This is a genomic window from Rothia aerolata (genome assembly GCF_014635585.1).
In the GTDB taxonomy this organism is placed as follows: domain Bacteria; phylum Actinomycetota; class Actinomycetes; order Actinomycetales; family Micrococcaceae; genus Rothia; species Rothia aerolata.
This window is the reverse complement of the sequence record NZ_BMDC01000004.1, coordinates 244,237-266,332: the sequence shown is the minus strand read 5'-3', so window position 1 is coordinate 266,332 and position 22,096 is coordinate 244,237. Positions and strand designations below refer to the sequence as shown.

The 22,096-nt window shown below is 58.6% G+C and carries 22 protein-coding genes; 4 read left to right on the top strand and 18 right to left on the bottom strand.

From position 1 onward, the window contains the following. The first annotated feature begins 502 nt into the window (after positions 1–502). Both IEV00_RS10700 and IEV00_RS10695 read left to right on the top strand, forming a co-directional pair. Positions 503–1,483, top strand: a complete 981-nt coding sequence (locus tag IEV00_RS10700; protein WP_188360344.1) for an LLM class flavin-dependent oxidoreductase — start codon at positions 503–505, stop codon at positions 1,481–1,483. 9 nt (positions 1,484–1,492) lie between these two features. Next, positions 1,493–2,464: an LLM class flavin-dependent oxidoreductase gene (locus tag IEV00_RS10695; protein WP_188360343.1), complete on the top strand. Its 972-nt coding sequence runs from the start codon at positions 1,493–1,495 to the stop codon at positions 2,462–2,464. 461 nt (positions 2,465–2,925) lie between these two features. Here the strand turns inward: IEV00_RS10695 and IEV00_RS10690 are convergent, their stop codons facing one another. Further along, positions 2,926–3,975 carry an NAD(P)-dependent alcohol dehydrogenase gene (locus IEV00_RS10690; RefSeq protein ID WP_188360342.1) on the bottom strand — a complete coding sequence of 350 codons (1,050 nt, stop codon included), beginning with the start codon at positions 3,973–3,975 and terminating at the stop codon, positions 2,926–2,928. A 151-nt stretch (positions 3,976–4,126) separates the two neighbouring features. Here IEV00_RS10690 and IEV00_RS10685 point away from each other — a divergent pair, with 151 nt between their 5' ends. Together IEV00_RS10685 and IEV00_RS10680 are read left to right on the top strand one after the other, a co-directional pair. Next, positions 4,127–4,675 carry a DUF421 domain-containing protein gene (locus tag IEV00_RS10685; protein WP_188360341.1) on the top strand — a complete coding sequence of 183 codons (549 nt, stop codon included), beginning with the start codon at positions 4,127–4,129 and terminating at the stop codon, positions 4,673–4,675. A 21-nt stretch (positions 4,676–4,696) separates the two neighbouring features. Continuing rightward, the gene (locus IEV00_RS10680; protein ID WP_188360340.1) at positions 4,697–5,920 is read left to right on the top strand and encodes an MFS transporter; all 1,224 of its coding nucleotides are present in this window, start codon (positions 4,697–4,699) and stop codon (positions 5,918–5,920) included. Positions 5,921–5,944: 24 nt separating this feature from the next. Here IEV00_RS10680 and IEV00_RS10675 read toward each other — a convergent pair whose 3' ends face one another. From IEV00_RS10675 to IEV00_RS10595, 17 genes are all read right to left on the bottom strand, one after another. Then, positions 5,945–6,157, bottom strand: a complete 213-nt coding sequence (locus tag IEV00_RS10675) for a hypothetical protein (protein WP_188360339.1) — start codon at positions 6,155–6,157, stop codon at positions 5,945–5,947. 245 nt (positions 6,158–6,402) lie between these two features. Further along, complete coding sequence (locus IEV00_RS10670; protein ID WP_188360338.1) at positions 6,403–7,215, bottom strand: uroporphyrinogen-III synthase; 813 nt, start codon at positions 7,213–7,215, stop codon at positions 6,403–6,405. A gap of 75 nt (positions 7,216–7,290) precedes the next feature. Then, positions 7,291–8,817, bottom strand: coding sequence for a glycoside hydrolase family 68 protein (locus IEV00_RS10665; protein WP_188360337.1), 1,527 nt, complete (start codon positions 8,815–8,817; stop codon positions 7,291–7,293). A 327-nt stretch (positions 8,818–9,144) separates the two neighbouring features. Further along, positions 9,145–9,324: a hypothetical protein gene (locus tag IEV00_RS10660; RefSeq protein ID WP_188360366.1), complete on the bottom strand. Its 180-nt coding sequence runs from the start codon at positions 9,322–9,324 to the stop codon at positions 9,145–9,147. A 10-nt stretch (positions 9,325–9,334) separates the two neighbouring features. Next, positions 9,335–11,527: a replicative DNA helicase gene (gene dnaB / locus IEV00_RS10655; RefSeq protein ID WP_188360365.1), complete on the bottom strand. Its 2,193-nt coding sequence runs from the start codon at positions 11,525–11,527 to the stop codon at positions 9,335–9,337. A 134-nt stretch (positions 11,528–11,661) separates the two neighbouring features. After that, a complete protein-coding gene (locus tag IEV00_RS10650; protein WP_188360336.1) occupies positions 11,662–12,813 on the bottom strand; it encodes a glycerate kinase in 1,152 nt (383 codons plus the stop codon). 41 nt (positions 12,814–12,854) lie between these two features. Next, entirely contained in the window at positions 12,855–13,169 is a 315-nt protein-coding gene (locus tag IEV00_RS10645) for a DMT family transporter (RefSeq protein WP_188360335.1), read from the bottom strand. Between the two features lie 828 nt (positions 13,170–13,997). Continuing rightward, positions 13,998–14,411 (bottom strand): hypothetical protein, encoded by a 414-nt coding sequence (locus IEV00_RS10640; protein WP_188360334.1) that lies wholly within the window; start codon positions 14,409–14,411, stop codon positions 13,998–14,000. A gap of 213 nt (positions 14,412–14,624) precedes the next feature. Beyond that, a complete protein-coding gene (locus IEV00_RS10635; RefSeq protein ID WP_188360333.1) occupies positions 14,625–16,007 on the bottom strand; it encodes an NAD-dependent succinate-semialdehyde dehydrogenase in 1,383 nt (460 codons plus the stop codon). Positions 16,008–16,162: 155 nt separating this feature from the next. Next, positions 16,163–16,612, bottom strand: coding sequence for a 50S ribosomal protein L9 (rplI, locus tag IEV00_RS10630; protein ID WP_188360332.1), 450 nt, complete (start codon positions 16,610–16,612; stop codon positions 16,163–16,165). A gap of 21 nt (positions 16,613–16,633) precedes the next feature. Then, positions 16,634–16,870 carry a 30S ribosomal protein S18 gene (gene rpsR, locus IEV00_RS10625; RefSeq protein WP_004005948.1) on the bottom strand — a complete coding sequence of 79 codons (237 nt, stop codon included), beginning with the start codon at positions 16,868–16,870 and terminating at the stop codon, positions 16,634–16,636. 77 nt (positions 16,871–16,947) lie between these two features. Next, a complete protein-coding gene (locus tag IEV00_RS10620; protein ID WP_188360331.1) occupies positions 16,948–17,607 on the bottom strand; it encodes a single-stranded DNA-binding protein in 660 nt (219 codons plus the stop codon). A gap of 93 nt (positions 17,608–17,700) precedes the next feature. Beyond that, the gene (rpsF, locus tag IEV00_RS10615; RefSeq protein ID WP_188360330.1) at positions 17,701–18,006 is read right to left on the bottom strand and encodes a 30S ribosomal protein S6; all 306 of its coding nucleotides are present in this window, start codon (positions 18,004–18,006) and stop codon (positions 17,701–17,703) included. Between the two features lie 210 nt (positions 18,007–18,216). After that, positions 18,217–18,621, bottom strand: a complete 405-nt coding sequence (locus IEV00_RS11190) for a TM2 domain-containing protein (RefSeq protein ID WP_229723200.1) — start codon at positions 18,619–18,621, stop codon at positions 18,217–18,219. Positions 18,622–18,717: 96 nt separating this feature from the next. Next, positions 18,718–19,950, bottom strand: coding sequence for a hypothetical protein (locus IEV00_RS10605; protein ID WP_188360329.1), 1,233 nt, complete (start codon positions 19,948–19,950; stop codon positions 18,718–18,720). Then, positions 19,947–20,654, bottom strand: a complete 708-nt coding sequence (locus IEV00_RS10600; protein ID WP_268234183.1) for a response regulator — start codon at positions 20,652–20,654, stop codon at positions 19,947–19,949. Before IEV00_RS10600 ends, IEV00_RS10605 begins: the two co-directional genes overlap by 4 nt. Positions 20,655–20,726: 72 nt before the next feature. Continuing rightward, a complete protein-coding gene (locus IEV00_RS10595) occupies positions 20,727–22,094 on the bottom strand; it encodes a sensor histidine kinase (protein WP_188360328.1) in 1,368 nt (455 codons plus the stop codon). Positions 22,095–22,096 lie beyond the last annotated feature (2 nt).

The following is a 22,096-nucleotide window of genomic DNA, read 5'->3' as shown; positions in this document are numbered from 1 at the left end:
GCAACCTGGATTCTGTAGACCTGCATCACAAACCCCCACCTGGGGGTTAACCCAGACCACACCCGGAACTGTTTACCCAGGTCAGAGCAAGTTTACCCACCCAGAATTTTTTCTAAAAACTTCCCGAACTGCCCCACCACACCCTCGGCAGACCAGCACAAGGCAGAACCCCTGCCCACTGGCTAGCTTCTCAGCACACCCGTATTCCCACAAGACATCCTTTTGGTACACATTGAGAGCGCCAGTACACATATAGATGTGTACTGGCGCTCTCAATGTGTACCAAAAGGCAAACCCCTAGAACCTAGGTGTACTCAGTGCACTAGATAAGGAATACAGGTGCACCAAAGGGGTGCTGACACGGAGCCCAAGAACACCACAGGAAACAGATAGGGAACCTAGGTGCACCCCAGCAAGCAGGAACAAACTCAGCTCGCTCAACGTTGCCCTCTATATACGCACCAAATTACAACCCCTACCGTGAGGGGACGAAGGAGAAACCTTGCCAAAGCTTTCCATCTTGGATTTTGCAACTATTTTTGACGGCGAGACCCCCAAAGACAGCTTCAAACGCTCAGTTGAGCTGGCCCAGCACGCTGAGAAGCTCGGCTTTGAGAGAATCTGGTACGCCGAGCACCACAACATGAACAGTATTGCCAGCTCGGCCCCGGCCGTTCTGATTTCCCACGTGGGCGCCCATACCGAGAAAATCAGGCTGGGTTCGGGCGGGGTGATGCTGCCCAACCACTCGCCACTGGGTATCGCCGAGCAGTTCGGCACCCTGGCGGAGCTCTACCCCAACCGTATTGATCTGGGCCTGGGCCGGGCTCCCGGTACCGATATGAAGACCATTCAGGCTCTGCGCCGAGATCCCAATGACGCCGAGCGCTTTCCCCAGGACGTTCAAGAGCTTCAGGGCTACCTCAGCAACAACAGCCTGGTTCCCGGTGTTAACGCCACCCCGGGTAAGGGCACCCATGTTCCCCTCTATATCCTGGGCTCCTCCCTCTTCGGGGCTTCCCTCGCGGCGGCCCTCGGCCTGCCCTACGCCTTTGCCTCGCACTTTGCTCCCACCCACCTCGAAGAGGCAATCAAGCTCTACCGCGAGCGCTTTGAGCCCTCCGAGCAGCTAGAGCAGCCCTACGTGATTGCCGCCGTCAATGTGCTGGCAGACGAGTCTGAAGAAGAAGCCCAGAAGCAGTTTGAGCAGGCTAAGCGCGACCGCGTGAAGCGTATGGTGGGCAGGGGCCGCAACTACTCGGAGTCTGAGCTGGACTTTCTGATGAACTCTGCCCAGGGTCGGCAAATTCTCGCCATGATCAAGTACTCGGCAGTGGGCACTGCCGAGCAGGTGAAGGACTACCTGCTGAACTTCTCCGATTCCGTTCAGGCAGATGAGCTCATGCTCTCGCCCCTGAGCCCCCACACCGCCGGCGTCTACAAGACCTTAGATCTTGTGGCCGAGAAGCTCATCAGCAAGTAAGGAACCATCATGAAACTTTCCCTCTTAGATCTGGCCACCATTCACGAGGGCGAGACCCCTCGAGACTCCTTTGCCCGCTCGGTCGCTATGGCGCAGCAGGCGGAAAAGCTGGGCTTTGAGCGTATTTGGTACGCCGAGCACCACAATGCCCCCAGTATTGCCAGCTCAGCGCCTGCGGTACTGATTGCGCACATCGCCGCCAGGACGTCGTCCATACGGCTGGGCTCGGGCGGAGTGATGCTGCCCAACCACTCGCCGCTGGCGGTGGCCGAGCAGTTCGGCGCGCTGGAAGAGATGTATCCGGGGCGGATTGACCTGGGCCTGGGGCGGGCTCCGGGCACGGACGGTAATACCGTGCGCGCCCTGCGCAGGACCCTGGACGCCGCCGAGCGCTTTCCGCAGGACGTGAAGGAGTTGCAGGGTTACCTACAGGGTGACAGCCTGGTTCCGGGCGTGCGGGCCACCCCGGGCCACGGCACCAATGTGCCCCTCTATATCCTGGGTTCCTCGCTCTTTGGCGCCTCTCTCGCGGGTGCGCTGGGCCTGCCCTATGCCTTCGCTTCGCACTTTGCCCCTGACCTCTACGAGCAGGCGATTAATGTGTACCGGCAGAAGTTTGTGCCCTCCGAGCAGCTGGAGCACCCCTACGTGATTGCCGCTGCCAACTTCATTGCCGCCGACACTCGAGAAGAGGCGGAAGCGCAGAAGAAGATTGCTATGCGGGAGCGGGTGCGCATGATTGCCGGTCGCCAGCGCTCCTTCACCAATGATGAACTCGATGCGCTCATCGAGTCGGGTGGAGCCGATCAGATTCTCAATATGTTCCGCGTGCTGGCGGTGGGTGTTGGGGACGACGTCGCCGACTACCTGACCCGCTTCAGCGCAATTGCTCGGGCCGATGAGATGATGCTGACCAACTACTCGCCCACCACCGCCCAGGCGGCCCGGGGCCTAGAAATCGTGGCTGGAGCCATGCTTTAGCGGTTGATGTCGGCCCGTAGGCACAAGGTTCTTCTCAGCATAAGTGGTGCCCGCACACAAAAGGAGCTCCGTTTCCCCCTTGGAAACGGAGCTCCCATCGTAGAAACTCTCGGTTTTGGCTACGCTGCCTACCGAACTCTCAAATTCTTCGTGCGGTCTTTACATCATTTGCACCGAACGTATCGGCTGCCAAACTGGACCTTACCGGATATAGCCGGCTCCTATGGAGTTGTTAGACACTTACACCAAAGCAGAAAGATCTGCGATCAACTTTGACTTACCTGTCATAAATCCCCTTCCGGGATTACTACCATCAGTGAGCTATCTAGTGACCTTCATCACTAGCCTTTGCTCACTTATTATTTAACTCCTGTTCACCGGGAATGGGAAGAGGTTTCAGCAAGTTTTTTAAAAAAATTTCCCCTCCCCGCCGCACAGGGCAGAGAGGGGAAAGAAAGAACTTACTTCTCAAAAGTAGCGGTGTCGATGACGGCGCGGAACTGCACGTCGCCGTCCACCACCCTGTCGTAGTACTCGTCTACCTGATCCACCGAGATCTTCTCAATCACAGCACCAATACCGTGCTCGGCGCAGAAGTCCAGCATCTCCTGGGTCTCCTTGATACCGCCGATGTTGTTACCGGTGAGTACCTTGCCGCCCATGATAAGGCGACCCAGGTGAATACCCAGCTCCTCCGGGGGCAGGCCCACCACAGACATAATGCCGTGGGGCTTGAGCAGGCCCAGGTAGGAATCCAGGTCAATGGGGGCCGAGATGGTGTTGAGAATCAGGTCAAACTCACCGCGGTGCTCTTCAAAGAAGCCCTCTTCGGTGGTGGCCAGGGTACGGGCAGCACCCAGTTTACGAGCGGCTTCTTCCTTCTTCAGGCTGCGGGAGAGAACGGTTACCTCGGCGCCCATAGCGGCAGCAATCTGCACACCCATGTGGCCCAGGCCGCCCAGACCTAGCACGGCAACCTTCTGGCCCTTGCCCACCTTCCAGCGAGCCAGGGGTGAGTAGGTGGTGATGCCGGCGCAGAGCAGGGGCGCAGCGACGTCAAAATCAATACCCTCGGGAATGTTCAGTACAAAACGCTCGTTGACGGTGACCTTCTGAGCGTAGCCGCCCTGGGTGATGGTGCCGTCAACATCTTCGGAATTGTAGGTGCCCACGTTTCCGTTGAGGCAGTCCTGCTCCTGGTTATTTCGGCACTGCTCACACTCACCACAGGAGTTGACCAGGCAGCCCACGCCCACGCGGTCGCCCACCTTGAACTTGGTGACCTTCGAGCCAACGGCCTCCACCACACCGGCAATTTCGTGGCCCACGGTCAGCGGAAAGTGCGCCTCACCCCACTCGTTGCGGATGGTGTGAATATCCGAGTGGCAGATACCAGCTGCCTTGATGTTGATAACAACATCGTCTTCGCGCGGATCACGGCGCTCAATCTCAGCAATCTGGTAGGGCTCCTGGGGGCCGGTTTTCTGTAGGGCTTTGACGGTGTAAGACATAGTCTTCTCCTTCTTCAATATCTGTGTCTTACAAGCCTAGGCACAAAAACGGCTTCTGTAACAGGGGTGCGGGCGGTTTCAGCTGAGAGAGTGTGTTGTTGTGAGGACGACGCCCCGCTGGGTTGCAACCGGTAAGGGGTAAGGTAAAACTATGACTCCACCGGAAGGACTCCACACCTACGCCTACTACCTGGGGATTGAACCCTGGAGAATCCCCATCGTGATGCTCTCAGCCCTGGGCATCTATCTGGCCTTCCTCCTCTTTGTAAAACTATTCGGCGTGCGCGTGCTAACCGGCTGGAACGGTTTTGACGCAATTATCATCATCATGTTCGGCGCTGTCGCAGGCCGCGTAATCATCGGTCACCCGCCTACTCTCGCCGCCGGCGTCATTGGCCTGGGTACCCTGATGGTGCTGGAAATGATTTTTGGCGCGGTGCAGTCGGTCACCGGAATTCGCAGTCTCAACGTAAAACCCCGGGTGATTGTTGCCCACGGGAAAATTCTTGAGAAGAACCTGCGGCGAGCGCATCTGACCCGGGTTGAGGTCTTTGGGGCGCTGCGCCGAGCTGGAGTTGCCCAGCTCTCCCAGGCTCAGTGCGTGATTCTTGAGTCAACCGGCGGACTCTCGGTGATCCGTGAGGGCGAGAAAGTAGACCCTTCATTTCTTGCCGGCGTAATAGACGCCGAGAAGGTCTGAAGTTTTATAGGCTGAAAGTCTATGAGCCGGGACGATAGTAAGGACGACGCGCAGGGCGGTTTTACCCGCGGGAGCCAGGAATTCACCCGCATGTTGGTGGCGATGTTTGCCGCCGGTGTTGCCACCTTCGCCCAGCTCTATTCACCGCAGGGTATTCTGCCCTCCATCGCGTCGTCCCTGTCTATTGATGCGGCCTCAGCGGCGCTTATGATTTCCTCCTCCACCCTGGGCCTGGCCGTTTTTGCCCTGGTGTGGGCCTATATTGCTGACCTCTGGGGAAAATCCCGCGCCATGTTTGTGGCGGTGTCTCTGGCAACCCTGCTGGGACTGGTGATTCCCTGGGTTCCCTCTCTGAGCGTGATTCTTCTGCTGCGGTTTGTGCAGGGGGCAGCCCTGGCGGGGCTTGCCTCGATTGCTGTTGCCTTTATCGCCGAGGAAACCAACCCGCTCTATGTTCCTACCGCCACCGGCCTCTACGTTGCCGGTACCACCCTGGGCGGGCTGATGGGCAGGCTTATCGCAGGGCCGGTGAGCCAGCTGACCGGTGACTGGCGGCTTGCCCTCACCACGGTTTCTGTGCTCGGTGCAGGAGCCAGCCTTACCTTCATGCTGCTTCTTCCCCGGGCGCGGCGCTTCACTCCCCTGCCCCGACAAGGCTCGCTGACGGTGCTCATCTCCCGCATCGGCACCCACCTGCGCAACCCCGGTATGCTTGCCCTCTTTCTGCTGGCCTTTACCCTCATGGGCACCTTTGTGAGCGTCTATAACTACGTGGGCTTCAAGCTCGAAGCCCCGCCCTACCTCTTCTCAGAGATAGCTATTTCCCTGCTCTTTGTTGCCTACCTGCTGGGTACGGTGTCGTCATCGGTCTCAGGCCCCCTGGTGCAGCGGTGGGGCCGTCTGACGGTTCTCGCCCTGGGGGCCGCCCTGATGGTGGTGGGAATCCTCCTGACCATGTGTGCACCCCTGGCCCTGGTCATCACCGGAATTCTGCTGCTTACCTTCGGCTTCTTCTGTAGCCACTCCGTAGCGGCCTCCTGGGTAGGTGCCCGCGCCAGCACCGGCAAAGCCCAGGCCACCGCCCTCTACAATGTTGCCTACTACCTCGGCTCCGCCGCCGTGGGCTGGGTCAGCGGCCTCTTCTACAATGCGGGCGGCTGGCAGCTCACCGGCCTGTTTGTGATTTCTCTGCTGGTTCTCTTCGGGACGGCGAGCGGGCTGGTACTGCGCGGCAGGCGCGCCTAAGCCGCCGCAGCGGCGTCCTTATTTCTACCTCGCCCGCTGCACAGCCTCTTCAAGCAGGCCGCGAATGAACTCTACATCGGCGGGGTCGCAGCCCTCGAACACCATAAAGGCATCGAGAAAGCGAGCCTCCGGAAAACCTGTCTCTTGGCGAAATTCCTCAAAGGTGAGGCCGCTCTGCGCCAGGTTCTCCTCAAACTCACGCGCGAGTAAATCCCGCTCAGAATTGCTCAAAGACATGCGACAGCTCCCATAACAAAACCCACTGAACTAGGTTAGCCCGGTCAAACGCTTGCAGAGCAATACTGGGGCTTATTTAAAAGGTCACACAAGACAGCCCGAGAGCGCCGGGCCAACTGGCATCGGGATGAAGCGACACAGGTGCGAGCCTGCGAGCACATAAGAGTGAGCGGAATCGCGGAGCATGCGTTTAAGGGAGGTTGGCCCGCGCTCTCGGGCTGGATACCTACCTTTTAAATAAACCTCTAGAGCCCTCTCTCAAAGCGGGCAAGAACAGCCTTAATCATGGCACCCATGCGCGAGCGCTCGGGAACGATGGGAGCAATATCGAGCTTCTCCATGGGCTCGGCGGTCACCGGGCCCACCGCCGCGACCGTTATTCTTTTCAGTGCCTCCACCAGGGCCTGCCGCTGATTCCTCTGCGCCGCCCGGTTGAGCATGGCCTCAAAGGCGGGGGCGGCGGTAAAGGTGATGATGTCGATTTCCCCGGCGAGGACGGCATCAATCAGCCGCTCTGCCTTTTCGGGTTCCGCGGGCTGTGCCCAGCGGTTGGGATGCACCTGGATCACTACCGCACCGGCCTCTTCTAGCCTGCGGGTTAAAGCAGGGTCGGGCTGACCGTGCTGCTGAAGCACCACCGTTTTACCCTGCACACCCACCGCCAGGGCAAGCTCCACCAGAGATTCGGTAGTCTCTATCTCGGCAATGCCGGAATCCTTGTAGCCCAGCCCCCGCACTGCACCGCGGCCCTTGGCTCCGCGTACGTAGAAAGCGGTCTGCTCTAAAGCCCGGGAAAGCTCCTCTTTCAGGCCGGCCTTCTCCACCGCTTCAAACCAGCTTTTCAGACCATAGCCGGTGGCAACCAGCAGCATATCCGGCGGGCTGGCAATCACCTGCCGGGTCTCATCCAGCAGGGCGGCGTCGTCCTCAGTCTTAACAATCCGCACTGTGGGAGCCACCAGTACCTGCGCCCCGGCCCGCTCAAAAGCACCCGCCTGCTCTTCGGCCCGGCGGGAGGCGGTCACTGCCACAGTCTTACCCGAAAGAATATCGCTCATGGCCCCATTCTACGGGGTAGACAAAAGCCCGGGCCCACCTTGAAAGGTAGACCCGGGCTTGAAGAAGAGAAGTTACTACTTCACGTAGGTCACGCCGGTCTTCTGCTTGTTGGTGGGCAGGTAGGCGTAAGGTCCAAGACCGTTATCGCCGAAGGAGTAGTCCACCTCAGAAGTAGCACCCGAGTAGTTGATCTTCACGGTCGGTGACAGGGTACCGCCGCGGCGTCCATCAACGTTATCGATGAAGGACTGCACCAGACCGTCAGGCTGCACGTAGTGGGAGTAAGCCTGGAACTGACGGGGGTTCTGACCGGGCTGGGGAGCCTCGGGGCGGTCAGCCGGCAGGTTCAAATCGGTGGGTGAACCCAGCACCAGACCCGAGAGGTTCATGGGCTGGAAGTCCGAGCGGATACCGTCGCCCACAAAGCCGTAGACGCCGTCGGGGCCGCGCAGGCCAGCCGCGTAGGTGAACTGGTGGGAGATGGTGAACAGGTAGTACTTGCCGTCCTTGATAATCATCTGAGGACGCTCGGTCTGATCGTTCACACCGTAGGCGGTCAGAATCGGAGGAAGCATCTTCCACTCGGTCAGCTTCTTATCGGTAGCAACCGCCAGGCCGATGTTGCCGCGCTGCCAGAAAGTACCCATGCCGTTGACCTCTTCAACGGTTTCTGCATAGGGGTCGCCCTCGCGGTAGCCGAGATCTGCTTCGGTAATCAGGGTCTCGGGGTCGCCGGGAACGCCGCCACCGGTGCCCTCGAAGAGCATGTAGGTGGTGCCGGGGTTGTAGGGATCCTCAAAGGTGAAGGGGTCGCGGAAGGCGAAGTACTCGTTCTGTTCCTTGGTCTGGTACCACTTTCCATCCGGCTCAAGAATGGTCTTGTGGTCGTCGAACTTCGAGAAGGTCACGCCGGCCTTGGTTGCCTTAATCTGGCCCTCAACGGTAGCCAGCACTGCGGGCTTGCCCTCGGTGCCGGGGCGGGGAGTGCCAAAGGTGGTAGCGGTGTAGAAAACGCGCACCTTGTTACCCTGCATCAGGCGGGCAGAGCCTGACCACTCAGTGTTAGAAACAGAGGTGTTGTCTTCAAAGAGGTGGCCGCCGTAAATCCACTCAGTGTTGGGATCAGCGTTGGAGTGGCGGTAGAAGAAGCCAATGCGGGCGCTCCAGTGGCGCTCGTCAAAGGGAATGGAGCGGGGTGCTACCAGGCTGAAGATAACATCCCAGCCCTTGTAGGACACCTGGTTTGAGTACTCGTCGGTCAGCGACCAGGTATCCCATACCCACACCTCATCGGTCATGATGGGGAAGTCCTTGGGAATCTCGGGCATGGTGACCGAGGCGGGCATGGAGTTCTCACCCGGTGCCACGTTGGGATCGTTCTGGGTGCGCATAATCTGGCGCGCATCGGCGCGGGTCCAGCGAGCATGGAAATCAGAATTGATCGGGTCATATGCCTGCTGGGTGTGCAGGGTCGGCTCGGGGCCGTTTTCCGCTGCACGGGCAATGGTGGTGCCTGAGGTGGTGATACCAAAGGCAGCCACTGCGCTACCGGCCATCATCAGCTTGGCCAGACCGCGACGTGAAATCTGCTGAGAAGTCATGAGCGTTGTCTCCTATCTGTTGTGTGGGAGCAACACTAGTTGGTCTTGAAAGCCCGTTCAAGGGCAAAAGAAATTAAAAAGGATAAAAATAATAAGCCGTATTACTTTTAATTTACGTTAAATAAAGATGTTTTTAATGTCGTAAACTACCCATTGGTAATTTTCAACTATTAACTAGCACTCATACATTTCCGCTAGTCATCGGGCGAGATATTGGGTTCTTTGGGTTTTAGGGCACGAAAATTTATACCGGGAAGCCGGTTCCGAGGGGTCACAAGCTGCAAACCGGCCAGCCACCGGAGCAAGCTTTAAGGTGGTACAACACACCTAATATGAGCTACCTTCAGACCCGCAACGCCAGCACTTCTCGGCCGGGGTTTCCTTGAGGGCGCCACATTCGGGGCAGACCCGGTTCATCCAGCATGCTTCCTCTCCGCCCACTTCGGCGGCAGGCTCCCGCTGCGGGGCTAGAGGGAGGACGCCGCCGTCCTCGGCTTGATCGGTCATAGCGGGCCTCCTAGAAGCCGTCTCCCGAATAGGAATCGTGGGTCATGTTGGCAAAGCGCGAATAGTGGCCCTGGAAGGCCACCGCGATGGTTTTGGTAGGGCCGTTACGGTGCTTTGCCACGATCACGTCTGCCTCGCCTGCGCGGGGGGATTCCTTATCGTAGACGTCGTCGCGGTGCAGGAGCACCACCATATCGGCGTCCTGCTCAATCGAGCCCGACTCGCGCAGGTCAGAGACCATCGGCTTTTTGTCGGTGCGCTGCTCGGAGCCACGGTTAAGCTGCGAGAGCGCAATCAGGGGAACCTCAAGCTCCTTAGCCATGAGCTTCAGGGCGCGGGAGAACTCCGAGACCTCCTGCTGGCGCGATTCAACCTTCTTGCCCGAGCTCATCAGCTGCAGGTAGTCCAGCACAATCAGCTGAAGGTTGTTGCGCTGCTTCAAACGGCGGGCCTTGGCGCGAATCTCCATGAGGGTCATGTTGGGCGAGTCGTCGATGAAGAGAGGGGCGGATTCCAGCTTGCCGGTGGCAGTGGCCAGCCTGGTCCACTGGTCTTCATCCAGATTTCCCTTGCGCAGATCCGAAAGATTTAGCGATGCCTCTGCCGAAATAATCTTGGTGATAATCTCGTTCCGACCCATCTCCAGCGAGAAAAACACCGTGGTCATGTTGTTTTTAATCGCCGCCGAGCGGGCAATATCAAGGGCGAAGGTGGAGTTATGGGTGGGAACCATTGCTCGCGAGGCCAGGTAGAGGTGGTCTTCATTATCCACCTGGATGCAGCGCACCGGCACCGACTCAACGGGCTCCACCGCAACAATGAATCGCTGGGAGTCAGAGCGGCAAGCGCGAGCGCGGTGCATCTCTTGTTTGCGGGGCAGGCTAAAGACCGTATCGGGGGAGGAGAAGGTCAGCTTAAAGACTAGAGAACCGCTCTCGCTCCGCTGGGTGCGCAGACCCGTGCGGTAGCCCAGGGAGTGCACCAGTTCCTGCACGTCCAGGGCCAGCGCTCTATTGGTAAGCACACACTGTACCGCGCCTGCACGAGTTACGGTGCCGCCCGCGTCGAGGAGGCCAGCCAGCAAATCCCGGCGCTGCTGCTCAGAGGCACGCAGGTAGCAGGCAGGAATACGCTCTTGGTCAAGGACGCCGCCGCCCAGGTTAGCGCCGAAAGTATAGGGTTCCACCGGCAGTTTAGTCTCGGGCAGTTGAAGGGGGGCGGTGGTGGTGATGCTGTGGTTGAGGGCGGTGCCGGTAGAGGGGCAACGCAGGGTGGAGCGAATCTGCTCGGTGGTGCGCACCTCGGTTTCGGGGCTGTGCCGCTGCACTCCCCCTGCCAGCACGGTCTGCTCAGCTCGCACTGACGTGTGGGCCCGTGTGAGCCACTGGTGCTCGGCATCGGCGATAATCTCAGAACCGTCATCAAACACCAGGCGGTAGCAGGGGCGGTTCTCCATCACCTCGGTAGCGGCGGTAACGGTGGTGGGGCGACCGTCCGCGCCGAGCACCTGATCGCCCACCGAAAGCCGACCCATCGTCGTCCAGCCGGTGGGAGTGGGAATTTCGGTGTCGAGCGCCAGCGCCTTACCCATAGCAGGTCGCGCCGCAATCACGATCATCTGGCCCGCCTGCAGGCCGGCGGTGAGCTCGTCGAACTCGATAAAGCCGGTGGGCACACCGTGAATACCTCCGGCACGGGCACCGTTGGCCTCAATTTCGTCAATGGTGGCATCGAGGGCATCGCCCAGGCGCACGTAGTCCTCATTTTTGCGGCCGTCTGCAACACCGTAAATCTCAGACTGGGCCTGGTTGACCAGCGACTCCACCTCGCCGTCGGCGGTATAGCCGAGCTGGGCAATCTTGGTTCCGGCCTCGACCAGGCGGCGCAGCACCGCCTGCTCCGCCACAATCTCAGCGTAGAAACCCGCGTTGGCGGCGGTGGGTACCGAGGAAATCAGCGAGTGCAGATAGGGGGCGCCACCCACCCGGTTGAGCTCGCCCCGCTTGTTCAGCTCATCGGCAACGGTCACCGCATCGGCGGGCTCACCGTGGCCGTAGAGGGTAATAATTGCCTCGTAGATACTCTCGTGGGCGGGCTTGTAGAAGTCCTGGCCAGAGAGCACCTCCACCACGTCTGCAATCGCATCTTTAGACAGCATCATGCCGCCCAGCACCGACTGTTCCGCGGTGTCATCGTGCGGCATAGTGCGGGCGCCATAATCAGATACAGACACGGGTGAGACCTCTCTTCGCTGGTTGTTAGGGGCAACTTCTATCTTCGCACGGCTTTCAAGTCAGAGACCACTGACCCCGCGGCGGTGGCTGTCTCAGTGCTGGGTCAACCGGGCTGGGCTGTGAGGTCTTGGGCCAGCTGCTGGCCCAGCTTCTCCACGTAGGGGCGCGGGTTGGCCAGGGACTCTTCGAGGGAGATTCCCAGATCAAGGACGGCGTAGGTGCGGCTAAATCCCGCTTCTTGGGCCTGCTCGGCGGTGAGTTCTCGGCTGCCGCAGATGGCATAGACTACTGCGCCCTCTTTTTGCCCGGCTGCCGCCACCCCGGCGGGGCCCTTGCCCGAGAGGGTCTGCTCGTCGAGCTTTCCCTCGCCGGTGATGACAACTTCTGTACCTTTGAGCGCCTGATTGAAGCCGGTGAGTTCAAAGCAGAGATCGATTCCGGGGCGCATCTTCCCACCCAGAGCCAGGGCAGCGAAGCCTAGCCCTCCGGCAGCACCGGCACCCTGCTGGTTGGCAAATGTTCCACGTGAAACATTTAAAGACAACTCAAGTAGGTTGGAAAATTGCTTAAGAGCCTGGTCGAGTTCGGCAACCTGCTCCGGGCTAGCCCCCTTCTGCGGACCATAGACCGCCGCAGCGCCCCGGTCTCCACAGAGCGGATTGGTGACATCGCAGGCGATCGTGAGCTCAATGTCAGCCAGTCTGGAATCCAGACCGCTCACATCAACGCTAGCCGCTCCCAGCAGGGCCCCACCGCCGTGGATGAGCCGGGCGCCGGCGTCGTCCTCAATAACAGCACCCAGAGCCGAGAGCATACCCGCCCCGGCATCGGTGGTAGCAGAACCGCCCAGGCCCAGCGCTATGGAGCGGGCACCGGAATCCAGGGCCGCTAGAATCAGCTCACCCACGCCAAAGGTGGTGGCGTTCCAGGTATCAAGTTGATCTGACTCAAGGCGCCAGAGACCGCAGGCCTCGGCAACCTCTATCACCGCGGCCCGAGTAGAAGTTTCATAGGCGAACCGCGCCTGTACCGGCTCTCCCAGCGGGCCGGTTACCTCAGCCGTGATTTCATCAAACCCGGCGGCAAGGGCGGCATCAACCGTGCCGTCGCCGCCGTCTGCAATGGGGCAGATGCGGGGTTGGAAGCCCTCTCCCAGCTGACGACGCATACCGGTAGCAATCGCCTCGGAAAGCTCCACGCCGGAGAGGGAGCCCTTGAATTTATCAACGGCAATCAGCACTTTGGGGAAACTCATGCCTCTATTATCTCTTGGAGTAGCCCGGTTTGCGACCGTGTTTAGCTCGCGACCTTCAGACCCACGACGCCACCCACAATCATGGCAAGAAAGATGATTTTGGCCAGGGAAACAGACTCTGCCCCGCTTGCCATAGCAACCACCACCGTGGCCACGGCACCCACGGCCACCCAGACCGCGTAGCCGGTGCCCACCGGAATCTCCTTGAGAGCGTAGCTGAGCCCGCCCATGCTAAGAACCATCGCAACCAAGAAAACAAGGCTTGGGCCGAGCTTGGTAAAACCCTGCGAACGGTCGAGGGCAGTAGCCCAGACAGCTTCAAACAAACCGGAAACAATCAGAATCAGCCAGTACACAATACTCCTTGGCTCGAAAATACAGAGGTAAATTCAAGCCGTCTTTGCTTTAACCCTTGGGGGCTCCGGGTACGGCTTACATCGTCCGGTGAGTGATAAAGTCTAGCAGAAGGGGGGTTCTTGGAAGGAAAGTGTGTCCCCAACCCCACAACTTAGTCCCAGAGGCTAACCTCAACCCGTTACCACTCAAAATAATCCAGCACCTGTGGCTTGGGGCCAGTCGTGGATTTTGCGCTGAAACAAGCTCTCGGTACACCTGTGCCAGCCCGACAAGAAGAAATGTGTACTTTACCCATAGAGCTTCCTCGAGAGGCCATTTTTAAACCGAAAATCGGAGAAAAACGGTCATAAATTGGCCACTCGACGATCCTGGCAACCTATACGACCGCCCTGTCTCATTGAGTCGGCACCCATAACCCAAAAGTTGCAGTTTTGGTTCTTATTCAGAGGTTTTAAGAACCAAAACTGCAACTTTGTGGTTTTGTAGATTTCCACTGAAGTGCCAAAGGTATAAGCAAAGTCCGGTTAAGAGCGAAGCCCGGCGGTGCGACACAGATTTGTTCTATAACCCGCAGAAAGGGTGGTAAGCAAAAAACTAGCGATTGAATCCCCCATACCGGATTCAATCGCTAGTCTTTATCACACACATTCTCGATACGAAATACAGCATTTTCTCGCATCGGCTATTCAATTTTCAGAAAGCCTCGGAACCTCAGAAGAGGTCATCTCGAACCATCTGTTTAAAAGTTAACACCACACACCTTTAGTATCCATAGGAGAACCCTGGGAAGAATCTGAGTGTTTTAAAAAGGTTGGATAAACAAAAACTTAAAGAAGGGCGATGAGAGCCAGCCACAGCACCGGGCTAAAAATGATGGAGACCGCTAGCAGGGCAATGTTTGCCCCCGTCATACGGCGGTACTTCACCAGCCCCACCAGCGCCAAAATACCCGCCAGCGCCGAGGCAATAATGCTCAGCACGATGCAGACTAGAAAGGTGGCGATAATCGTTGAGGTAGACCCCACGCCAGAAAACAGGGCCAGCGCCAGCATTACCAGGGCAACAAGCTCAGCCACCGCACCCACCAGAAACATCTGGGTTGCCGGGCGCATCTTAGGCTTCGCCGCCGAAAAGTCCCTCTGCACCCGGTGAGAGCGCTGCCCCGCATCGGGTTGAAAACCGCGCCCGGCCCGGGCACGACGAGCAGCTGCGGAACTCTTACGATTCTTTTTCGAGGGCATGCTTACCAGTATGCCGAACTTTCCTGGATTTTTCTGAAAGGACGACGCCGCCCGCGCTGATGCGCACAAAGGTACCGGAAGACAGCCCGAGAGCGCCTGGTCAACTGGCATCGGGATGAAGCGATACGGGTGCGAGCTTGCGAGCACTCAGGAGTGAGCGGAATCGCGAAGCGTGCGTTTAAGGGAGGTTGACCAGCGCTCTCGGGCTGGCTGTTAACTGAGCTTAGTCGCGCGAATCAGCTTCTCGTTGGTGAACTCAAGCAGACCCCACTGGGTAAGCTCGCGGCCGTAGCCAGACTTGTTGATACCACCGAAGGGCAGATCAGCCTGGGTCACCAGGTGCTCGTTGACCAACACCATTCCAGCCTCAATCTGGTCGGCTACCTCAAGGCCGTGGTCCATATCGGCGGTCCATACCGAAGCCTGCAGGCCGTACTCGCTGGAGTTAGCAAACTTGATGGCCGCCGCCTCGTCCTTGACCTTATAGACCACCAGGGCAGGGCCAAAGAGCTCATTGCAGGAGAGGTCGTCGTCAAAATCAACGTCGGTTAGCAGGGCCGGGGACATAAACCAGCCGGGGCGATTCAGCTTCTTTCCACCCACGTGCAGGGTAGCGCCGTCCTTGACCGCCTGTTCGATACGCTCAACGGCGTCGTCGCGGGCAGACTCCGAGGAGAGCGGGCCCATCTGGGTCTCGGGGTCATCGGCGTCCCCCACCTTAAAGTTGGCAACGGCGGTCTTGGCGGCGTCCACAAACTCATCGTAGATGTCTTCCACCACGATAATGCGCTTGGGCGAGGTGCAGACCTGCCCGGCGTTGGAGAAGCGCAGCCCGGCCAGGGTCTGGGCAGCTTCCGCCACATCTGGGACGTCGGAGAGCACGATTGCCGGGTCATTGCCGCCCAGCTCCATCACGGACTTCTTGAGGTTCTTAGCAGCCAGCTCGGCCACAGCCACGCCGGCCCGCTCTGAGCCGGTAACCGAAGCGCCCTTTACGCGGAAGTCCTCCATAATCTGCTCAACATCTTCTGTGTTGAGGTAGAGATTCTGGTAGGCACCCTCGGTGAGACCGGCCTTGAGCAAAACCTCCTCAAAAGCCGCCGAAGAAACGGGGCAGATTGAAGCCTGCTTCATCAAAATAGTGTTGCCCACCAGCAGGTTGGGAGCGGCAAAACGCGCCAGCTGATAGTAGGGGAAGTTCCAGGGCATCACGCCCAGCAAAATGCCCAGCGAATCGTGGCGCACAAAGTTCACGGGTGCACCCTCAGCATTGAGCTGAGAATCTTCAAGGTGCTGGGGGCCTTCGGTGGCGTACCAGTTGAAGATGTCAACCACCAGCTGGATTTCTTCCAGTGCTTCGGCGCGGGGCTTGCCCATCTCCTTGCCGATAATTTTAGCTAGTTCTTCCTTGCGCTGGTCAAAGCCCTGAGCCGCTTGAGCAAGCACCTTGGCTCTCTCCTGCACAGAGTTCTTCTTCCAGCTCTTATAGGCTGTATGGGCGGCATCGATAATGCCGGGAATCTCGTTTGCTTTAAGGCTTTCAAAAGTCTGCTCGACTTCGCCGGTATTAGCATTGGTCAGTGCGTAGGTGCTCACGGGCAACCCCCTTGATATAGACACATGCTATTTGTAAGCATACTTCTTATGACTCTACTCCGGAGGTTTTCGCCCGTCAATGCACAAAAAGAGCGCCACCCCACCCTGCACGGGTGGAGCGGCGCTCCCTATAAGCCTTAGCTCGATGAAGCTACTTAGGCAGCTACAACGTCCAGCTCAACGTTAGCTACAACGTCTTCGTGCAGGCGCACGGAAACGGAGTGAGCACCGGTTGAGCGGATAGCGGAACCGAGGTGGATTGCGCGCTTGTCAACGGAACCGAGACCAGCAGCCTCAATCGCCTCAGCGATTGCCTCTGCCTTAACGGAACCGAACAGGCGACCCTCAGCGCCAGCCTTGTGAGCAACGGTCACGGTTGCCTCAGACAGCTTAGCTGCCTGTGCCTGAGCCTCTTCCAGAGAAGCCTTAGCGCGAGCGGTTCGTGCAGCCTTGATGGACTCCACCTGGCGCTCGCCGCCCTTGGTCCAGGTCACTGCGAAACCGCGGGGCAGCAGGTAGTTACGTGCGTAACCGTTCTTCACGGTAACGACGTCGCCAGCAACACCCAGACCGGTTACTTCCTGAGTCAGAATAATCTTTGCCATGTTCTTCTACTCTCCTTCTCTTTAGCGGCCAGCGCCGGAGTAGGGCAACAGTGCAACTTCGCGGGCGTTCTTAATAGCCTGAGCGATCTTGCGCTGTTCCTGCACGGTTACGCCGGTAACGCGACGTGCACGAATCTTGCCGCGGTCGGAGATGAACTTGCGCAGAAGTGCGACGTCCTTGTAGTCGATTACAGTTACGTCAGCAGCCTTCAGCGGGTTCTGCTTTGGTTTGGGCTTACGGATTTCAGCCTTAGCCATCGTGGTGCTCCTTAGTGTTGGGAGCCCGCAGTGTTTCTGCGGGATGGGTGAATAAATTTCTTGAGAGGGTTATCGGTTTAGAACGGAGGTTCGTCGTCGTCTCCGGCACCCCAGTCGTAGTTTCCGCCGGACTGAGCGCCCCACGGATCGTTGGACGGAGCGGGAGCCTGCTGCGGGGGTGCCGCGGGAGCCGCCTGAGGCTGACCACCAAAGTTGCCACCACCCTGGTTGAAGCCACCGTTGTTGTTATAACCGTTGCCGCCGGAGTAACCGCCCTGCTGGCCACCGTAGTTGTTGGCCTGCTGCTGGTTGCCTCCAAAGTTGCCGCCCTGGTTGAAACCACCCTGCTGACCACCGAAGTTGCCTCCGGAGCGCTGGTTGCGGTTTACATTTGCCGAGGCGAAGCGGAGTGAGGGACCGATTTCATCGATCTCAAGCTCCATTGAGGTGCGGCGCTCGCCCTCTTTAGTCTCGTATGAGCGTGACTTCAAACGGCCCTGAGCAATCACGCGCATGCCCTTACGCAGGGTCTCTGCAACGTTCTCAGCTGCTTCACGCCACACCGACGCACGCAAAAAGAGGGTCTCCCCTTCTTTCCACTCACCGCTACCGCGATCGAAGATGCGCGGAGTAGATGCAATCGTAAAGTTCGCTACAGCAGCACCGTTAGGGGTGAAGCGCAGCTCGGGATCGCCAGTGAGATTACCAACGACAGTAATGACGGTATCGCCAGCCATTTGATGCCTCCTTACTCAATACTCAAGTGATTTAGTTTCAGTCTGGCACGGGGGTATGACATTTTAGGGTCTTTTCTCCGTACCCGAACTAAATTACTTGGAGGAGATCTTCTGCTCTTCGGGGCGGATGATCTTGGTGCGCATGATGGATTCGTTCAGGTTCAGAACGCGGTCCAGCTCTGCGGCGGTCTCGGGAGTGGAGTGGAAGTTAACGACGGCGTAGATACCCTCGTTCTTCTTCTGGATTTCGTATGCCAGGCGGCGACGACCCCAGATGTCCATCTTGTCAATGGTACCGTTTTCCTTGGTAACCAGTTCGAGGTACTTGGAGAGAGTGGGCTCTACAGCCTTGTCTTCCACCTCGGGATTGAGGATAACCATCAGCTCGTATTCACGCATGATTAAACCCCTCCTTTGGGCTAAGCGGCTATGGGATTTCCATAGCAGGAGATTTCTACAATCTGTGCCCGCACGGGGATTGGCCATTTGTGCACAGACTCAACAACCTTACCGCATATTTGCACCTAGTGGCAGAGTTTGCAACGTAGTCAGGGCAAGGTCACACGAATTACAGCGGTGTAATGATGAGGACAGGAAAGGTAGCTGGTATTAGTAAACCCGCCGGGTCGCCAGCGCATTCATGAGGTTTACGCGAATGGGCATGGTGAAGGCATCGATAATCCACAGCAGCGCCAGCAGGCCCCAGAAGAAGTAGCCCACCAGAACAGCGGCGAGCAGGGCGCCCAGGCCGTTGAGAATCAGGTAGAAGAGACCCATAAAGGGCTGGCGCAGGTAGAACTTGTGAATGCCGAAAAAGCCCAGGAAGAACCAGAGCAGGTAGGCAACCAGCAGGGACTTCTGGTGGATGACAAAGGTAGGGGCGGAACCCTGAAAGTCACCCTGAGAGAAGCCACCCTGACGGGGCTGACCCAGACCGTAGCTGGGCGAGAAGGGGTTACGGTTGTTTCCGGTGTTGATGTACTGCGGGGTGTAGTGTTCGGGGCGTTCCGACAAGGAGTCTCCTTAGGTAAGAGCGATACGTTCTTACTCCCCCAATCTACCGGTCAGCTACCGGAGCCACCAGGGTCTTTCGCAGAGGGCGTGATAGCCCTAGTCTCGATCGTCAAGACCCGCCGAAATCGAGGCGGTATCGTCGGTTGAGGTGATATTGGCGTGGATATATGCCTCAACCGTTTCAGACTGCGGTTTGCCGTCAACGGTGTAGGTCAGCCGAAACACAACCGGGTCGTTCTGATTTGCCTCCCACAGGCTGGGCTGGTTTTCATTCTGGGTCAGCACCAGCGGGGGCCGCTCTTGCAGCTCCCACTTCACGTCTTCAATCTTGCGGGGGCGGGCGGCGCTGGGGCTGGATGAAGCCGAGGCGCTGGGAGTCGCCTCCGCCGAGGAGTCGTCGAGCGGTCGTCCTGACGAATCGTAGATCTGGGAGGCGGGGCAGCCCGAGGGAGCTAGCGTATGCGCCGACTCGCAGGTTTGCACCCAGGTCTCAATCGCGGCGTCGGTCTCCTGCCACATGCGAGCCGAGGGGCGAACCTTAATATCCACCGGGGCAAGTTCGGTCTGGCGGAAACCCAGAGAAATAGTCTTGGCCCCGCCCGCCATGGCGTAGTAGGAATCCTTGGGGAAATCCAGAATGTACTCGCCGGGTAGCAGCGGCATATCCCAGTGGAAGGCGTGCTCACCGTCGGTCACGGTATTGCGCATTTTCAGCTGATAGCCGTTGAGCTCTACCGAGTCGAGATCAATGGTCGAGGTAATTTTCTGGTTCACCTGCGAGGTGTAGTCAAGGCGCCACACATCATTGAAAACTCCCGACCGGTGGTCCTGCACCAGGGGAATCTCCACCCGCTCTTTCTGCCCCTCAATAGTCAGCTCTGCCTGCGCCACAGCACGGTCGCCCTGCTGGTCAACAGAGGTAATTGAGTATTCCTGCACCCGCCCCTGGGCCGCCCGGTACATGGAGTTTTTCAAAAAGACAGCCGACTGGTTCGAGTAGGCAGAGGCATCAACCGCCATGAAGTAGTTACCGCTCTGTAGGCGGGAGAGGTAGTTATCTGCGGCCTCTCGCGGGCTGTGGGCGAGAAAAATATAGTTGCCCAGCGATGCCACCAGGGCGGCTAATGCCACCACCGCAATAGCAATCAGACCCATGCGGCGGCGCACCAGAATCTTCTCCGAGCGCGTGAGAATACCGGCGGCACGGGTGGTAGTGGACTGGATGAGGCCGGACGGCGACCACCACTGTTTAGCGCGGGTGGCCTGCTGAGCGTCGTCCTGCTCGGTGGAGGTAGGTTGCTGGCCCTGGGAGTCAGTCTCCGGCTTCATCGCTGACCCCCAGCGCTAGTCTGCCGACCGGGGCTCACCATTCCCGACTCGTAGGCAAAGACCACCACCTGCACGCGGTCGCGCAGGTGCAGCTTGGTCAGGATAGAGCGCACGTGGGTTTTCACCGTGGTCTCAGAGACGAAGAAGCGGCTGGCAATTTCAGCGTTAGACAGCCCCTCGGCAATAGCCCCCACGGTATCCTGCTCGCGCGGGGTCAGAAGTTCCACCTGAGCAGTATATATGTTGTCTGGGCTATATGCGGTAGAGGCGCTCGAAGCAACGTATTCCTCCACCAGGCGGGAGGTAATTCGCGGGGCAACAATCGACTCCCCCGCCTGCACTACCCGCACCGCCTTCACCAGTTCATCGGGTTCAACATCCTTAAGCAGAAAGGCACTGGCACCGGCACGCAGGCCCGAGAAAGCATATTCGTCGAGGTCAAAGGTGGTCAGAATAATTACCTTAGAGTCGCAAGACTCAACAATTTGCCGGGTTGCCTCAATGCCGTCGAGCACCGGCATCCGAACGTCCATGAGCACCACGTCGGGGGCCAGGCTGCGCACCAGCTCCACGCCCTCGGCACCGTTGTTGGCCTCGCCCACTACCTCAATACCGGCCCCCTCTAAAACCAGGCGGAAGCCCATACGCAACAGGGGCTGGTCATCCACCAAAGCCACGCGTAGCGGCTGAAACTGCTGATCCACCAACCGGCTCCTTTCAACGGTAGGGGCGATTATTTTTTACTGCCCTCCCTCAGTTTAGTGCCACCCAAGAGTTTAGGCTTGTGGTTCCCACCTCAGGTGGGCCCGGACTGTCCATCCACCAACATCATTGGGGCCGGCTTCTACGCTTCCGCGGTAAAGGGTAGCCCGCTCTTTCATGCCGGAGATTCCCTTGCCCGCCCCCAGCGAGAAACCACCCGTGCGATTCTGCTCTAGGGCGGCAGAACCATCATTGACCACCGTAATACGTACGTCGGGAAGCTCAACCTGCACCTTCACCCGCACAGAGTGGACCCCCTTGCCGTAGCGTAGAACGTTGGTCAAAGACTCCTGCACAATACGGTAGATAGTCAGCCGCAGGTTGTTATCAGCGGGAATAGATTGCCCCCCGTGCACAAAGGTAACCGGCAGGCCGGTGGATTCAAAGGAACCCACCAGCTCCGCCAGGTTTTCCTCAGCATTATCGCTACCGGCGGCGGGGGTCAGCGGCGCGTTCTCCTCGGAGGAATCGCGTAGCACGCCGAGCATCCTGCGCATATCCGCCAGGGCAGACCTGCCGGTAGAAGAGAGCTCCTGTAGCACCTCATCGGCGCGGTCTTGGTTCGTGCGCCCCACAATCCGAGCGCCGTCCGAGAGCGCAATCATCACGGTCAGCGAGTGGGCAACGACGTCGTGCATCTCGCGGGCGATCCGCGCCCGTTCCTCAGTCGCCGCCAGCTTCTGGGTCTGCGAAAAGCGCTGGATCATCTCGCGATCGAACAGTCGCGACTTACGCACGGCCCGGCCCGCCATCACGATGACCAGGTGGAGCATCAAAATAAAGCCGTAGCCCACCCCGGAGATAAGCAGCACCTCGTTGACGCTACCGTTCTCATAGGGGGTCTCGGTGGTTGTGACCGTTTCAAAGCCCAGCCTAAAGCCCGCCATAAAATCTATGGCGATATAGCTCAGCGAGAAGAGGGAGAGGGCTAGGAAACCCACCACCGCTTTTCTACCGCTGCGTTCAGCCGCAATCGTGTAGAGAAAAATCCAGGCGGTGTAGCCCGTTGCTGAATTATTGGTGGAATGGGTTACCGCCAGAAAGGCAAACTCCACCGCTATCGACAGCAGCAGAAAAACTAGCGGTGCCCTATTGCGCACCACCACAAGGCAGGAGAAAACGATGTTGAAGATAATCAGGGCCCAGACAAGGGGGCCGAAAGTTCGCTGAGACTCCCCCATAAACGCTTGCTCTGCATAGATTCCCGTGACAGTAGATACCACCACTAAGAGCAGGTTTGCCGCGGCCAAAATGCAGTTGACCTGCAGTGGGGAGCGCAGTATCCAGCGGCGGACCGGCCCGTGCCTACCCAGAAGGAGGCGCTGCTCCTCGGTCAGTTCAGCAACCGGATGAGAAGCAGCGCCCGCAAATATGCGTTTCATGG

What these genes read in the sequence shown, in the direction of transcription:
- IEV00_RS10695 (WP_188360343.1), top strand. Translation starts at nt 1,493, where the DNA reads ATGAAACTTTCCCTCTTAGATCTGGCCACCATTCACGAGGGCGAGACC.
- dnaB (WP_188360365.1), bottom strand. Translation starts at nt 11,527, where the DNA reads ATGCCGCACGATGACACCGCGGAACAGTCGGTGCTGGGCGGCATGATG.
- IEV00_RS10620 (WP_188360331.1), bottom strand. Translation starts at nt 17,607, where the DNA reads ATGGCTGGCGATACCGTCATTACTGTCGTTGGTAATCTCACTGGCGAT.
- IEV00_RS10665 (WP_188360337.1), bottom strand. Translation starts at nt 8,817, where the DNA reads ATGACTTCTCAGCAGATTTCACGTCGCGGTCTGGCCAAGCTGATGATG.
- IEV00_RS10680 (WP_188360340.1), top strand. Translation starts at nt 4,697, where the DNA reads ATGAGCCGGGACGATAGTAAGGACGACGCGCAGGGCGGTTTTACCCGC.
- IEV00_RS10605 (WP_188360329.1), bottom strand. Translation starts at nt 19,950, where the DNA reads ATGAAGCCGGAGACTGACTCCCAGGGCCAGCAACCTACCTCCACCGAG.
- rpsR (WP_004005948.1), bottom strand. Translation starts at nt 16,870, where the DNA reads ATGGCTAAGGCTGAAATCCGTAAGCCCAAACCAAAGCAGAACCCGCTG.
- rplI (WP_188360332.1), bottom strand. Translation starts at nt 16,612, where the DNA reads ATGGCAAAGATTATTCTGACTCAGGAAGTAACCGGTCTGGGTGTTGCT.
- IEV00_RS10690 (WP_188360342.1), bottom strand. Translation starts at nt 3,975, where the DNA reads ATGTCTTACACCGTCAAAGCCCTACAGAAAACCGGCCCCCAGGAGCCC.
- IEV00_RS10640 (WP_188360334.1), bottom strand. Translation starts at nt 14,411, where the DNA reads ATGCCCTCGAAAAAGAATCGTAAGAGTTCCGCAGCTGCTCGTCGTGCC.
- IEV00_RS10675 (WP_188360339.1), bottom strand. Translation starts at nt 6,157, where the DNA reads ATGTCTTTGAGCAATTCTGAGCGGGATTTACTCGCGCGTGAGTTTGAG.
- rpsF (WP_188360330.1), bottom strand. Translation starts at nt 18,006, where the DNA reads ATGCGTGAATACGAGCTGATGGTTATCCTCAATCCCGAGGTGGAAGAC.
- IEV00_RS10660 (WP_188360366.1), bottom strand. Translation starts at nt 9,324, where the DNA reads ATGACCGATCAAGCCGAGGACGGCGGCGTCCTCCCTCTAGCCCCGCAG.
- IEV00_RS10685 (WP_188360341.1), top strand. Translation starts at nt 4,127, where the DNA reads ATGACTCCACCGGAAGGACTCCACACCTACGCCTACTACCTGGGGATT.
- IEV00_RS10670 (WP_188360338.1), bottom strand. Translation starts at nt 7,215, where the DNA reads ATGAGCGATATTCTTTCGGGTAAGACTGTGGCAGTGACCGCCTCCCGC.
- IEV00_RS10595 (WP_188360328.1), bottom strand. Translation starts at nt 22,094, where the DNA reads ATGAAACGCATATTTGCGGGCGCTGCTTCTCATCCGGTTGCTGAACTG.
- IEV00_RS10650 (WP_188360336.1), bottom strand. Translation starts at nt 12,813, where the DNA reads ATGAGTTTCCCCAAAGTGCTGATTGCCGTTGATAAATTCAAGGGCTCC.